This window comes from Pigmentiphaga litoralis (assembly GCF_048632615.1).
Lineage (GTDB): Bacteria > Pseudomonadota > Gammaproteobacteria > Burkholderiales > Burkholderiaceae_B > Pigmentiphaga > Pigmentiphaga litoralis_B.
The window spans coordinates 1286700-1300675 of record NZ_CP184479.1; the positions used below are offsets into that span (position 1 = coordinate 1286700).

At 64.9% G+C, this 13976-nt stretch carries 14 protein-coding genes and 2 pseudogenes; 10 read left to right on the forward strand and 6 right to left on the reverse strand.

Annotation, left to right across the window (positions count from 1 at the left end):
- Positions 1-420 precede the first annotated feature (420 nt).
- The gene (locus ACNANG_RS05675) at positions 421-1425 is read left to right on the forward strand and encodes a hypothetical protein (RefSeq protein ID WP_420226357.1); all 1005 of its coding nucleotides are present in this window, start codon (positions 421-423) and stop codon (positions 1423-1425) included.
- Between the two features lie 484 nt (positions 1426-1909).
- On the opposite strand, the gene ACNANG_RS05680 is transcribed toward ACNANG_RS05675, so the two are convergent.
- Positions 1910-2713, reverse strand: a complete 804-nt coding sequence (locus ACNANG_RS05680) for an IclR family transcriptional regulator (protein ID WP_420226358.1) — start codon at positions 2711-2713, stop codon at positions 1910-1912.
- A 116-nt stretch (positions 2714-2829) separates the two neighbouring features.
- Between ACNANG_RS05680 and ACNANG_RS05685 the strand changes: the two genes are divergently transcribed.
- The 9 genes and pseudogenes from ACNANG_RS05685 (at position 2830) to ACNANG_RS05725 (ending at position 10098) form a co-directional block, all read left to right on the forward strand.
- The gene (locus tag ACNANG_RS05685) at positions 2830-3702 is read left to right on the forward strand and encodes a polysaccharide deacetylase family protein (protein ID WP_420226359.1); all 873 of its coding nucleotides are present in this window, start codon (positions 2830-2832) and stop codon (positions 3700-3702) included.
- Positions 3699-4757 carry an LVIVD repeat-containing protein gene (locus ACNANG_RS05690; RefSeq protein WP_420226360.1) on the forward strand — a complete coding sequence of 353 codons (1059 nt, stop codon included), beginning with the start codon at positions 3699-3701 and terminating at the stop codon, positions 4755-4757. Before ACNANG_RS05685 ends, ACNANG_RS05690 begins: the two co-directional genes overlap by 4 nt.
- Positions 4744-4929, forward strand: coding sequence for a hypothetical protein (locus ACNANG_RS05695; protein ID WP_420226361.1), 186 nt, complete (start codon positions 4744-4746; stop codon positions 4927-4929). The genes ACNANG_RS05690 and ACNANG_RS05695 overlap by 14 nt, the downstream gene beginning before the upstream one ends.
- A gap of 4 nt (positions 4930-4933) precedes the next feature.
- Positions 4934-5698, forward strand: a pseudogene (locus ACNANG_RS05700) (CobW family GTP-binding protein); the annotation flags it as partial.
- A 119-nt stretch (positions 5699-5817) separates the two neighbouring features.
- Positions 5818-5937 carry a hypothetical protein gene (locus ACNANG_RS05705; RefSeq protein WP_420227459.1) on the forward strand — a complete coding sequence of 40 codons (120 nt, stop codon included), beginning with the start codon at positions 5818-5820 and terminating at the stop codon, positions 5935-5937.
- 31 nt (positions 5938-5968) lie between these two features.
- Positions 5969-6961, forward strand: a complete 993-nt coding sequence (locus ACNANG_RS05710; protein WP_420226362.1) for a Bug family tripartite tricarboxylate transporter substrate binding protein — start codon at positions 5969-5971, stop codon at positions 6959-6961.
- Between the two features lie 30 nt (positions 6962-6991).
- Complete coding sequence (locus tag ACNANG_RS05715; RefSeq protein ID WP_420226363.1) at positions 6992-7897, forward strand: polysaccharide deacetylase; 906 nt, start codon at positions 6992-6994, stop codon at positions 7895-7897.
- A 116-nt stretch (positions 7898-8013) separates the two neighbouring features.
- The gene (baeS, locus tag ACNANG_RS05720; protein ID WP_420226364.1) at positions 8014-9420 is read left to right on the forward strand and encodes a sensor histidine kinase efflux regulator BaeS; all 1407 of its coding nucleotides are present in this window, start codon (positions 8014-8016) and stop codon (positions 9418-9420) included.
- Between the two features lie 3 nt (positions 9421-9423).
- The gene (locus ACNANG_RS05725; RefSeq protein WP_420226365.1) at positions 9424-10098 is read left to right on the forward strand and encodes a response regulator; all 675 of its coding nucleotides are present in this window, start codon (positions 9424-9426) and stop codon (positions 10096-10098) included.
- A gap of 18 nt (positions 10099-10116) precedes the next feature.
- On the opposite strand, the gene ACNANG_RS05730 is transcribed toward ACNANG_RS05725, so the two are convergent.
- The 5 genes and pseudogenes from ACNANG_RS05730 to ACNANG_RS05750 all read right to left on the reverse strand — a co-directional run bounded on the left by ACNANG_RS05730 (position 10117) and on the right by ACNANG_RS05750 (position 13955).
- A complete protein-coding gene (locus tag ACNANG_RS05730) occupies positions 10117-10341 on the reverse strand; it encodes a hypothetical protein (protein ID WP_179589690.1) in 225 nt (74 codons plus the stop codon).
- Between the two features lie 93 nt (positions 10342-10434).
- Positions 10435-11346, reverse strand: a complete 912-nt coding sequence (locus ACNANG_RS05735) for a LysR family transcriptional regulator (protein ID WP_420226366.1) — start codon at positions 11344-11346, stop codon at positions 10435-10437.
- A 106-nt stretch (positions 11347-11452) separates the two neighbouring features.
- Positions 11453-12082 (reverse strand): tripartite tricarboxylate transporter substrate binding protein, encoded by a 630-nt coding sequence (locus ACNANG_RS05740; protein ID WP_420227460.1) that lies wholly within the window; start codon positions 12080-12082, stop codon positions 11453-11455.
- On the reverse strand, positions 11968-12426 hold the full coding sequence (locus ACNANG_RS05745; protein ID WP_420226367.1) for a Bug family tripartite tricarboxylate transporter substrate binding protein: 459 nt from the start codon (positions 12424-12426) through the stop codon (positions 11968-11970). The genes ACNANG_RS05740 and ACNANG_RS05745 overlap by 115 nt, the downstream gene beginning before the upstream one ends.
- A gap of 114 nt (positions 12427-12540) precedes the next feature.
- Positions 12541-13955: pseudogene (locus ACNANG_RS05750) on the reverse strand (M20 family metallopeptidase).
- Between the last annotated feature and the right edge of the window lie 21 nt (positions 13956-13976).

Sequence of the window (13976 nt, forward strand, 5' to 3'; positions counted from 1 at the left end):
CCGGCGTCCGCAGGCGGACCGGTAGCCATAGGCGAACCTGAAACTACAGGCGCGCTGGGCACGCGCGCGCAGCTCATACCTCCGTAGGCAGCCCGGTGCTGTCAACCCTTCGCCCCGTGGCCTCAGTCCTGGGGCTACATCGCTACGCCAAATCTCGCTAAATCTTTTTACCGCCTTTATTTACGCCGCTTTGTAATTCCTTCCCGACGTCGCACCCCAGCCATTGGTGCCGGTACCTGCCGTGCAACCAAAAAGTTCCCTTGGATTTGCCACCGTTACCTGGGCCGAGTCCTCATCCCAGCTCATCCATACAAGACATCGCTGCAGTGCGGCATGGCGAGTGGCACGGTCGTTGCTCAGTGGGCTGCAGGAGTCGCCGCCCGGACGGCTCCGGTCACAAACAACAATATGGACTTGATCATGACAACCATCGTCAACAACGACCGCGGCCCCAGAATTTCCTGGGGCGCCATCTTCGCAGGCGTCAGCCTGTCGCTCGTCTCCTACCTGATCCTGAGCGTGCTTGGCACAGCGATCGGTGCAGGCGCCATCGAACCGCTGGAAGAAGGCAATCCCGTGCAAGGCATGGGCATGGGCACCGGCATCTGGTTGTTGCTGACCACGGTGATCTCGATTGCCATCGGTGCGTACTTCGCAGGCCGCTCGGCGCGCTCGCAAGGTAGCCTGCACGGCGTGCTGTCGTGGGCCATCACGACGATGCTGACCATCTGGCTGCTGACCTCCATCGCTGGGGGCATCTTCGGTGCGGCGGGCAGCATTCTCGGCAAGGGTCTGTCGATCGCTGGCGAAGGTGCCGCGCGCGCTGCGCCTGCCGTAGCCGACACGGTCAAGGACCAGCTGCGCAAGAACGGTGTCGACATCGACATGGGCAGCATCCAGTCGCAACTCGACACGCTGCTGCGTCAGACTGGCAAGCCAGAGTTGAATCCGGAGCGCCTGCAGAATCAGGCACAACAGGCCGCCCAAGATGGTCAGAACACGGCGCAAAACGCCGCGACGCAGCCGCAATCGGCGGACAATGATCTGGCCGCCTGGTGGAACCGGGTGAAGAGCCAGGCCGCACCGGCTCTGAACGCCGCCGACAAGGAAGCGCTGGTCAACATCATCCAGGCTCGCACCGGCAAGTCGCGTGAAGAATCGCAGCGTATTGCCGACAACTACGAGCAGACGTATAACCAGACCATGGCCAAGATCGAAGAAGCGAAGAAGCAGGCCGAGCAAAAGGCGCGTGAAGCCGCCGATGCAACCGCGCGTGCCGTGTCGCAAGGCGCATGGTGGACCCTGGCTACCCTGATCATCGGCATGCTGATCGCCGGTGGTGCGGGCGCCGCGGGCTTCAAGCGTCGTCCGCTTGCCTACCGCGACGACGTGGTTGCCGGCGGCACGACCGTGGTCCGTCCGTAATACCAAGGAAGATCAGGTCAGATCGCTTTTCTGATCGGGCCTTTTCCTGACCGGGACTTCAATAGAGAGACGCCGGAACACGGCGCAATAGAGAAAGCCCGTTGGCCAGTCGTTGCACCCCGCAACGACTGGCCTTCGCACATCGGGTTTAAAGTCTTATGTGATTGCACGGCCTGCCGGCATGGTCGGCAGATGACAACGACTAGCGACGTCCCTTGCGAGTCTCGCCAATGGCACCGTCGCCCACGGAGACAGCCATGACCGAGAAAACCGCCAGCCACCCAGCGACCGCTGCGACGGCTACCCCCTCCCCCCACTGAATCAACGCAACGTGCGGCCGGCTGCATCAGCCTCCCCTCGCGGCGCGCCACCGCGCACGCCCGCGCCCACCCGCCGTGGCACGGCTGCCGACGCAGCGCCAGCCAAGCCCAGGAAGGGCTTGCCCAGGTAAGGTCCGGAACCGCGGCTGGCCCCCACCACGCCGCTAGCGATACAGCAACCGCCGCACTTCATCCACTTCCTGTTGCAGCAGCGGGACGATGTCCTGTTGCCGCGCCGGGGTCATGCGGCTGGAAATCGCCGCGACAGTCAAGGCCGCCACCGGCACCCCCAACTGGTTCACGATCGGCAGTCCGATCGCCGTGACGCCAGGGACCGCCTTTTCGCCAATCAACGCATAGCGCTGCGCGCGCCCCGCTGCAACGGACTGGCGCAGGTCATCGGCATCGAAGTCACCGTAGGCGCCAAGCCGCGGCCGTACCGCCGCAATGATTTCGTCCACTTCGGCCGGGGTCATGCTCAACAGCAACGCCAGGCCGCCTGCATTCACGCCTAGCGGTTGACGGCTACCCACCGGAACCACGGGCGTCTGGATCGGGTAATGCCCGGGCACACTGCTCACGCAAATGGCGTCGTTGCCGCGCCGGATGAAAAGGAATGACGTGTCTCCCGTGGCGCGCGCCAGGCGTTGCAAGGACGGCGCGCACAAGTCGACAAGATTGAAGTGGTGCGCGGCGGCCAGGCCCAGTTCGAAGGTCAGCGCCCCCAGCCGGTAGCGTTTGCTGCGGGGATCACGCACCAGCAGGCCTTCTTCGACCAAGGTCTTGAGCATACGGTGAGCTGTCGGCCGTTCCAGCTCGCAGAGGTCCGCGACTTCAACGAAACGCAGGCCCACATCCCGATGCACAGCCAACACCTTCAGTACACGAACGACCCGGCGTATGCCCTGGGTGCCGTCGGAGGCGGCACGCGTGGCGGACTTTGCTGCGAAGGGAGGGATGGTGCTCAAAGGCGATGGTTCCATATAGTGGACATTTTGACAGGCAGCGTTGACACACCTGTTGCGCGCGCGGAGTATGGATTCACAGAATCCGTCAGCCATATTATCCACATACTGGACATTCGATGCAGCCACGCGACCGTCTGCCTTATTCGCCCATCATCGACCGCCCCCGTCTGACGCCACCCCAAGGGGCGCGCGTCATCGTGTGGCCCATCGTCAACGTGGAGGACTGGCAGATCGAGCGCGCCATGCCGCGTCAGGTGCTGCCGCCGCCTACCGGCGTCACTACTTTGCCCGACATTCCGAACTGGGCCTGGCATGAGTACGGCATGCGGGTTGGCTTCTGGCGGCTGAAAGCGGCGCTGGATCAGCGCGGGATCGTTCCGACGTTGTCGATCAACGGGAATGTCTGCAACCGCTACCCGCGCGTCGCGCAGGAAGCGCATGACGCCGGCTGGGAATTCATGGGCCACGCCTTTACGCAGATGCCGACCCACCAGGTCGAGGATCAGGCCGCCATGATCCGGCAGACCGTGGAAACGATCGAAGGCTTTACCGGCAAGAAACCAGTGGGCTGGCTGGGACCCGGCCTGACACAGACCTATGACTCGGTGGACCTGCTGCACGCCGCCGGCATCCGCTACATCGGCGACTGGTGCCTGGATGACCAGCCCTGCCGCCTGACGGCCGGGGCGGGCGAGATGGTCGCCATGCCGTATTCAGTGGAACTCAACGACATTCCAATGATGGCGGTCCAGCATCACCGCTCCGACGTGCTGCTCGAACGCATCAAGGATTCCTTCGACCGCCTGTACATGGAAGGCGGGGACCACGTGCGGGTAATGGGCATTGCCGTCCATCCGTTCCTGAGCGGCGTGCCGCATCGGATCAAGTATTTCGAACAGGCGCTCGATTACATACAGGGTCATTCCGATGTGGCCTTCATGACCGGAGCGCAGATCCTGGACTGGTTCGATTCGCAGGAGCAGGCATGAATAGCAAGACATCGGGCGGGGCGCAATTCCTGAACATGCGCCTGCTGGCCCAGAACGATCTGGGCGGATACGGTGGCGTGGGCGAAGGCGTGGCGATGCAGGTCCTGCCCGGCGGCCGCCGCGTGTTGTGGATGGCGCATGAAAGCGCGCCCAAGAACTTCACCGCGGTGGATGTGACCGAACCGCGCGCGCCCAAGGTGATCGCGCAAACCGACCTGCCCCATGCATCGATGCGTTCCAATTCCCTGGAGATTTCGGGCAACCTGATGGCGGTGGCGTATCAGGTGAGCAAGCCGGGCCTGGCCCCTGCCGGCTTCGAGATGTTCGACATCAGCGTGCCGGAAAATCCCCGGTCGATCGGGCATTTCGACGCGTCCGGTCCCACGTCGCGCGGCGCGCATGCCCTGTGGTTCGTGGACGGCGAAACCGTGCACATGACCTGCAGCGATCCATCGCTGACGCCACGCAATCCAAAAGACGACCAGATCTACCGGATCGTTGACGTTCGCAACCCGACCAAGCCCGAGGCCATCGGCCGCTGGTGGCTGCCCGGCACGATGGAAGGCGACGATGCTCCGCCGCCGAAACGCCTGGCGCCCGAACTGGACTCGGGATTTCGCGCGCACAACACGAACGTGTATCCCGATCGTCCGGATCGTTGTTACCTGGGCTACATCGATGGCGGCGCGTTCGTGATGGACATCTCGGACAAGCGCAACCCGACGCCGATTTCGAGCTTTCGCAACTCGCCTCCGTTCAAGGGCTTCACGCATACGCTGATGCCGCTGTTCGGCCGCAACCTGATGGTGCTGACCGACGAGTGCGTGCAGGACAATGGCGGCGACTGGCCCAAGCTGGTGTGGCTGCTCGATGGCAGCGACGAAACCAACCTGGTCAGCATCTCGACCTTGCCCGCACCGCCGGTCGACGTTTTCAAACGGCGCGGCGGCCGGTTCGGCGCCCACAACATCCACGAGAATCCCCGTCGCCGGCGCATTCAAGTCCGAAGAACTGATCATTGGCACGTTCTTCAATGGCGGCGTGCGGGCCTATGACATCAGCGACCCGTACCAGCCGCGCGAAGTCGCGTACTTCGTCCCGCCCGCACCGGCCCATTCGCCCGTGGGCGCAATCCAGCTGAACGATCTGTTCGTGGATGACCGCGGCATTGTGTTCACGGTCGACCGGCACACGGGCGGCCTGTACGTGATCGAAATGACGGTGTGATGCCATGACGTCGCCCACGCCCAAGGACGCACGCGTACCGGTGATCGTCGTGTCGGGATTTCTCGGCAGCGGCAAGACCACGCTGCTGAAGAAAGTGCTGGCGACGCCCGAGTTGTCGGACTCGTTGATGATCGTGAACGAAATCGGCGAGATCGGCATCGATCACCATTTGCTGGAAAAGTCGGATGACCGCACGGTGCTGCTCGATAACGGCTGCCTGTGCTGCCAGCTGCGCGGCGATCTGCAGGAACTGCTGGTCGACATCACGCTGCGCCGCCGACGGGGCGAGTTGCCCGGCTTCGACCGGGTGATCGTCGAAACCAGCGGACTGGCCGACCCCGGCCCAGTCGCACAGACCTTGTATAGCGACGCGCCGCTTGCGCGGGATTATCGGCTGGCCCACGTGGTGGCGCTGGTCGATGCAAACAATGCCGAGGGGCGCCGTGCGGCGCCCGTGATCGCCTCGCGCCAGGTGGCTGCCGCCGACCTGGTGATCGTGACGAAAACGGACCTGGCAACGCAGGACCAGGTCGACGAAAGCCTGGACTGGATAAACACCATCAACGGATTTGCCAGGCGCGAGATCGCGTCGCACGGTGACATCGATATCGCCCTGCTTGCAGGGGTATCGCCTTTCGCCTGGCAAGAACCCACGGAGACAGAACAAGGAGGGTATCTCGGGTCTTTACTCACGCCCCACCCCAGGGACGTGACGAGCTTCACTCTGACATTCAACGAACCCCTGCCCCGCGAGCTGTTCCAGGATTTCCTCGACATCCTGGTGCGCCTTCGGGGAGCGGACCTGCTGCGCGTCAAAGGCATCCTGCATTTCGAGGGCGAAGCCGCCCCGTCCTGGTCCAGGGTGTCTGCCATGTGTTCGACAAACACGTGGCGCTGGCCAAGGGCGCGTCTGCCCCTGACCAGTCGACGCTCGTCTTCATTGTCCGGGCGCTTGCGCGCAAGGACATCGAATCGCTTTGGCTTTCGCTGCTTTCACTGTCACGTTGACTCGTAATCCACATCCGTCTCCGGAGGTTCCATGTCTGCCCGCCGCTTCACTGCCACCCTGGCAACAACCGCTGCCGCCTGCGCGGTCGCCCTGATCGCCGCCTCGTCCGCCTGGGCCCAGACGGCTTACCCCACCAAACCGATCCGCCTGGTCGTCGGCTTCACCGCCGGCGGCATCTCGGACGTGATCGCGCGGTCCATCGCCGTCAAGTTGTCGAGCGAAATCGGCCAGCAGGTCTATGTCGAGAATCGTCCGGGCGCCGGCACGACCATCGCGTCCGACCTGATCGCGCGTGCCGAACCCGACGGCTATACCTTGATGCTGCAGGACGTCACCACGCACGCCATCAACGCCACGCTGTATCCCAAGCTGTCGTATGACACGGTCAAGAGCTTCACGCCGGTGGCAATGGTCGCCTCGACGCCCCTGATGCTGGTGGTCAACCCCAGCTCCCCCGCGAAAACTGTCAACGAACTCATCAGCATGCTGAAGGCCAAGCCGGGCGGATATTCGTATGGGTCGTCGGGCAACGGCACGATCGTCCATCTGACAAGCGAGATGTTCAACAACGCCGCCAAGGTCGACGCGGTGCACGTGCCCTACAAGGGCAGCGCCCCGGCGACGCAGGCCATCCTGGGGGGCGAAGTCGCCTTTGTGTTCAGCAGCATGCCGCCCGCCATTGCCGCCATGAAGGGCAATCGCCTGCGCGCACTGGCCGTGACGACGCCCAAGCGCGTGGACACCGCGCCCGATGTGCCGACCATGATCGAAGCCGGCGTGCCGAACTTCGAAGTGGTGCTCTACAACGGGATCATGGGACCGGCCAACATGCCGGCCGACGTGGTGCAGAAGCTCAATGGCGCATTGGCCAAGGTCGTGGCCACGCCCGAGATCAAGACGCTTTACGAGAGTCTGGGGGCCGACGCGGTGACCATGTCGCCAAGCGAATTCGGCACGCTGCTCAATCGTGAAGTCGTGAAGTACGGCCCCATCGTGAAGGCGACGGGCGCCCGCGTGCAGTAAGCGACACGCAGCAACCCAAAAGGAAAACGGATGACACGCAAGCCGCTGCTGCCGCAGCATTCTCGTTACGACTACGTTCCCCTGCCGGAGCGCAAGGACTACGCCTGGCCGGAAGGCAAGCGGCTGGCGTTCTGCCTGACCACGAACATCGAGTGGTTCGCGTTCGGCGCCGGCATGGGCCACGATCCCGCCAAGACCGGCGAGCCGCAGACGCACCGCAATTATTCGTGGCGCGATTACGGCAACCGGATCGGCATCTGGCGCCTGCTGGACCTGCTGGATGAACTGGACCTGCCGGCGGCGCACAACTGCAATAGCCTGGTCTATGACTACGCGCCGCAGATCATGGATGCGCTGCGGGCACGGGGCGATGAGGTGGTCGCCCATGGCCGCAGCAATGCCGAGAACCTGCGCGGCTTGTGGGAACCGGACGAAGAACGGATCCTGCGCGAGATCACCGAGACCATCACCCAGCACGAGGGCGCGGCGCCCAAGGGCTGGATGGGATCGGGCGCGTACGAAACGTCGAACACGCTGGATCTGTTGAAAGAGATCGGCTACGAATACGTCATGGACTGGCCGATGGATGATCAGCCGGTGTGGCTGCGCACCAAGCATGGCCCGCTGCTGTCGGTGCCTTACCCGATCGAGCTGAACGACTCGCAGGTAGTGATCCATCGCAAGCAGGACGCCGGCGATTTCTGCCAGATGATCATCGAGCAATTCGACGAAATGCTGGAACAGTCGGTCAAGCACCCGCTGGTCATGAACGTGTCGGTGCACCCGTACGTGTTCGGCCAGCCCTTCCGCTTGCGCATGCTGCGCCGGGCCCTCAAGCACTGCGTCGATCACGTGGGCAGCGATGCGGTCTGGTGGACCCGGCCGCGGGATGTGGCGGCGCATTGCATGGCGCTGCCGCCGGGCGTGGTGCCGTGACCACCAATATGAAATTTGTGTGAAGTCTCCGACAAGGCGCCCCGGCGCCTTGTATAACGTCATGGATACGCGACACTTCGTCGCCTCGGGAATCGAACCCGTTGCCGGCGCCTGCGATGTCCTCCATGAAATTCGGTATTACCTCGAAGTTGTTCGTCGTCATTCTGGCGACCTGCATCCTGATTGCGTTCGCGATGGCGGGCGCCCTGCGCTGGAGCTTTGAACGCGGCTTTGTCGAGTACTTGCGCGAGCGGGAGGCCGAGCGGGCCACCAGCCTTAGCCTGGTTCTGGCTGATGCGTATCGCGAGCATGGCGACTGGGAGTTCCTGCGCAACAACCCACCGCGCTGGCGGCGGGTGCTGAGCGCGCCCGGCCGCAATGTGGAACGGGCCGAGTCGGCGCCACAGGACGATTACAGTCCCCCGCCGCCGCCGCCGCCGCGCTTCACGCTGCTCGATGCCGACCACAAGGTGGTGGTGGGCCAGCAGCCAGGGCAACCCATTGCTTCGCAATTTCCGATCGTGGTCGACCGGCAGGCCGTGGGCTGGCTGGCGGCGCCGCCGATCCGGGCCCGCAACAACAGCGATGCCGACGACCGCTTCCAGGAGCAGCAACTGCTGGCCACCTGGATCATCGGCGGAATCTCATTGCTGGTGGCCGCGCTGGTCAGCATCCTGCTGGCGCGAGGGTTCCTGGCGCCGGTCCGGCGCATGGCGGGCGCGACCCACCGGCTGGCCGCGGGCGATTACGGCACGCGGGTCGATACGCGGTCGTCGGACGAACTCGGGCAGCTCGCCCAGGACTTCAACCACCTGGCGAGCGCGCTGGAGCGCAACGAGGAATTGCGGCGGAATATGGTGGCCGACATCTCGCATGAACTGCGCACGCCGCTGGCCGTGCTGCGGGGCGAGCTCGAAGCCGTCGAAGATGGCGTGCGCGCCATGTCGCCGCAGACCATCGGGTCCTTGCAGGCGGAGGTCACCTTATTGAGCAAGCTCATCGATGACCTGCACGAACTGTCGCTGGCCGACGTGGGCGCGCTGACCTACCGGATGACACGTGTCGATGTCGGCGCCCTGCTCCGGCAGACCGCCAGCATGTTCCAGGACCGGATGGCGCGCAAATCGCTGGGCATGCAGATCGAGCTGCCTGCCGACCTTCCGCCCATCCAGGGCGATGCGCAGCGGCTGACGCAGCTGTTCACCAACCTGATCGAAAATTCGGTGCGGTACACCGACCCGAACGGCATGCTGCAGATCACGGCGCACGCGGCCGGTCCGGATGTGGTCCTTGTCTTGCAGGACACCGCGCCGGGCGTTCCAGCCGAGATGCTGCCCCGCCTGTTCCAACGTTTCTTTCGCGTGGAGTCGTCACGCAACCGGCAGCATGGCGGGTCGGGCCTGGGCCTGGCGATCTGTCAGCGCATCGTCGAAGCGCATGATGGCCGCATCGAGGCCCTGCCGTCCGAGCTGGGCGGCCTGCAGTTGCGCCTGACCTTTCCTGCTTCCCTTACAGTGGATTGACCCATGGCTAGCATCGTCATTGTTGAAGATGAACCCAAGCTCGGCGCCTTGCTGGGCGATTACCTGAAGGCCGCCGGCTATGACACGCACTGGGTGGCGGACGGCCTGGAGGCCCTGCCCGCGATCAAGCGTCATGCCCCCGACATGGTGCTGCTGGACCTGATGCTGCCCGGCAAGGACGGCCTGGAAATCTGCCGCGAGCTGCGCGTGTTTTCCGACGTCCCGGTGATCATGCTGACGGCGCGGATCGAAGAGATCGATCGTCTGCTGGGGCTGGAACTGGGCGCGGATGACTACATCTGCAAGCCGTTCAGCCCGCGTGAAGTGGTGGCGCGGGTCAAGGCCATCCTGCGGCGCGCGCGGGGCTCGGCGGCCCATGCGGCGCAGGAAACCACTGGTCTGCATATCGATGAAGCAGGTTATTCGGTCACCCTGGATGGCCACGACATCGACGTGACGCCCGTCGAATTCCGGCTGCTGCGCGCGCTGGCCTCCAGCCCGGGCAAGATCTTTTCGCGCGACCGCCTGCTGGACCAGCTCTATGACGACCACCGCGTCGTGACCGACCGCACCGTCGACAGCCACATCAAGAACCTGCGGCGCAAGCTCGAGGTGTGGCGGCCGGACCAGGACGTCATCCGGTCGATCTATGGCGTGGGCTACCGGCTCGAGCTGTGACGCGCGCGCCCTGATGCGTTACTTGCGCAGGTCGCTCCAGTCGGCTGCGTAGGCGGACAAGGCCGCGGCGACCCACATCACGAACACACCGATCCAGATGGTGTTGCTGCCGCCCGGCTGCTGCTTCATCAGCGCATAGACCGTGCATCCCACCGCGATGAGGATGAGGTAGGGCGCGCGGCGGCGCGCGTAACTTGCGCGGGTGTCGTCCGGCGATCGCCGGGGGTCCTTGAACAGTCCCATGGTGTGCTCCAAATGATTCGGTGGCATTTTACGAAGATCTGGGACCCACGCGCGACTTGGCCCATTCGGGATGCTGGGGATAACCCGCGGAGGTCAGCTCAAGGGGGCGAGCCGGGTAGCCAGGAAGCTGACGAACTCCTGCACCAGGCCAGGCAGGCTGCGGCCGGCCAGGGTCTGGATTTCGATGTCCCGCTGCGCCATGCCGCGTTCCCGAACCGGCACCGCGGCCAGCGTGCCGGCGGCCATGCGGTGGCTGACCGCGACCCGCCCCGACAGCGTAATGGCGTCGCTGTTGGCCACGAAGTCATACACCGCCGACGCACTGTTGCTGCACAGGGCCGGCACGATGGCAATGGCCCGCGCGCTGCACGCAATGTCGAACAACTGCCGTATCGTGGTGCTGACCGGCGGCAAGGCCAGGGGATACGCCGCCAACTGTTGCAGGGTGACGCGGTCGGCGCCGGACAGCGGATGGGTGGGCCGCATGACGGCCATGATGGGCGAGCGCTGGCTGTATTCGACCTTGATGTCTTTTTCGGCAACCCGGCTGAAGGTCAGCCCCACATCGGCGTCGCCTTCCCGCAAGCGACGCGACACGTCAAAGGTCTCGCCAACGTCCAGCTCGAACTGCACGCCCGGATAGCGCTTCTGAAAGTCGAGCATGGCCCGGGGAACGAATTCCATGGCCAAGCCTTCGGTACTGCAAAGGCGGATCAGTCCGGTCTTCAGCCCACTAAGCGCCTGGATTTCCTTGGCCACCCGGTCGGCATCCTGCGCCGCCTTGTAGGCATAGGCGGCAAGCACTTCGCCTGCCGAACTGGGCACCATGCCGCGCGCATGACGCTCGAACAGCGCCGCGCCCAGGTGTTCTTCCAGCGTGGCGATCTGCCGGCTGATGGCCGATGCGCCGACATTCAAGCGTTCCGATGCCGCAGTGATGGAGCCGCAGCGCACGACTTCCAGGAAGTACCGCACGCCGGTTTCCTGCAGGGGACGAGAATCCATGACAGTGACCGGTAAAGACAATGGTGCATGACGATGATGAACGCACGGCTAGCCATGCGTCGTGACAGGGTACACCTGTCGCCCGCGCAAGGCTGCCTTCATCCCGTCAGTCCATCGAAATTGCGCCGCGCTGCGCCACGCCCGTGAACTGGGCGATCTCGGCATTGACCTTGTCGCGGAAGGCGTCGCGGCCAAGCATGACCGGCTCGAAGCCATTGGTCGTAAAAACCTTGCGGACCTCGGCATCCTGCATGACGTCTTCGGTTGCCTTGCGGATCGTGTCGATGATGGGCGCGGGGGTCGATGCCGGGGCCACGAACCCGTACCAGCCGACCAGGCCGGCGCTGGCGGGCAGGCCGGCTTCCTTTAGCGTCGGGACATTCGGCAACTGCGGCATGCGGTGGTCACCCGACACGGCAAACGCTTTCATGCGGCCGGCGTTGACGTGCGGCGCGGCCGACGCCACGGTGTCGACGGCCCAGTCCAGTTCGCCGCCGATCAGGGCGGTGGTGAGCTGCGCGCTACCCTTGTAGGGCACGGCCAGCATGGTCGCGCCGATGGTCTGCGCGAACATTTCACCGGCCAGGTGCGGGGCCGATCCGGCGCCGAAGGTGCCGTAGGTCACGCCGCCCTTGCTGCTCCGCGCCTTGGCCAACGCAACCAGATCCGCCAATGACGTGGCGGCCAGGTCGGGCTTGCCAACCAGCACCGACGGAGCCAGCGCAACGATGCCGATCTGCTCGAAGCTGGCGAGCGGCTTGTAAGGCAGGTCTTTTTCAGGGCAGGCAACACCGAATATGTGCTGGAGCCGGAAATCATCAGCGTGTAGCCATCGGGCGCGGCGCGGGCCACGGCCTGTGCGCCGATCACGGTCGCGGCGCCGGGGCGGTTTTCGACGATGACCGTCTGACCCAGTTTGTCACCCAGCTTCTGCGCCAGCACGCGGGCCACCGCATCGGTGCCGCCGCCCGGCGGAAACGGGACGACGATCTTGATGGGATGGTCGGGATAGGTGGCGTGGGCCTGGGCGGTGACCAGAAGGGACAGCGCGGCGGCAAGGGTACAGACGATGCGATGCATGGCGGATCCAGGATGCAGAAGAGGCGAATCGGGCAGGCAGACGATGCCGGAGGTAATCAGTGCGTTGATGAGCGGGTCAGCCAGGTACGCCGTGAGATACGGTCGCGCCTGGCGTCAGGCCGCGCGGCGGCGGGTGGCGCCGTCACGCAGCCCCGGGCCCGCGTCACCCAGGTCCCAGAACAGGCCAGCCATGACCGCCAGTCCCTCGCGGGTCACGCTTTCAAGCAGGTGTTCATTGGGCGCATGTTGCGCGCAGGCGGGATAGGAATGCGGCACCCACAGGGTCGGCAGACCCAGTTCGTCGGCGAACACATCGTTGGGCAAGGAGCCGCCCAGATTGGGCAGCAGCACGGGGGCCTGGCCGGTCGTGGCCGTGACCGACTGCGCGGCCCACTGCACCCACGGGTCTTGCGGATCGAGCCGCGTCGCCCCGGCGCGAGCGCCTATCGTGATCTGCACCATCGGGAACCCGGCCGCGTCCAGATGCGCGCGCACGTGTTCTTCCAGGTGCTGCCAGTCGGTGCCGACCACGAAGCGCAACTGACACCACGCGCTGGCCTTGGCTGGAATCGCGTTGACGGGCTTCGCGGGCTGGCCGGCATCCAGGGTCAGGATTTCCAGCGTGTTCCAGCCGAACACTTGTTGGGCCGCATTCAGGCCGGGCTCGCCCCAGGCAGGATCGATCACCGGATCATCCTCGCCCGTTCCGACCTGCAGGTCGCGGACCGCGCGGTCCACCGTGTCGGGCATGGCGGGCGGCCGCAGCGCGTCGATGACGATACGGCCGCGCGCATCGACCAGACTGGCCAGCGCATGCGCCAGTACGACGGCGGGATTTTCGAGCAGCCCACCCCAGTTGCCCGAGTGGTAGGCCCGGTCGCGCGAGACCACGCGCAATTCGAAGTTGACGGCGCCGCGCGATCCCATGAAAAGGGTCGGCCGTTCGGCCCCCAGACGGGGCCCGTCGCTGGCGATCAGCAGGTCGGCCGACAGGCGCGAGCGCTGCGCGCGGCAGAACTGCATCAGGCCCGGCGACCCGGCTTCTTCGCCCATTTCGAACAGTATCCGCACGTTATAGCCCAGCGTGCCCTGGCGGGCATCGATGGCGGCTTGCAGACCGGCGAACACGATGGAGTGCTGCCCCTTGTTGTCCGCCGTGCCCCGGCCGAACCAGCGGCCGGCATCATGAACCAGGGTCCAGGGTCCAGGCCATCGCGCCAGGACGCGGCTTGTCCGCGGACCACGTCGCCATGGCCGTAGAGCAGGACGGTGGGCAGGCTGCTGTCTTCGATACGATCCGCCACCAGGAAGGGCAGATCGCGCCCGGTGGGGTTGGGGTAGGTGGTGCAGACAAAGCCCATGGCGGTCAGGGCTGGCGCAATGTCGTCGGTCAGGTAGGCATGCAGGACCGGCGCCTGACCCGCTTCTTCGCTTTCGGTCGCCATGGCGACGCGGCGTCCCAATACCTTGGCAAAGTCCCCGGAATCGAGGTGATGCAGGGCAAGCTCAATGGCGGATTGGCGGCTCACGGCACGGGTCCTTCTGAATTC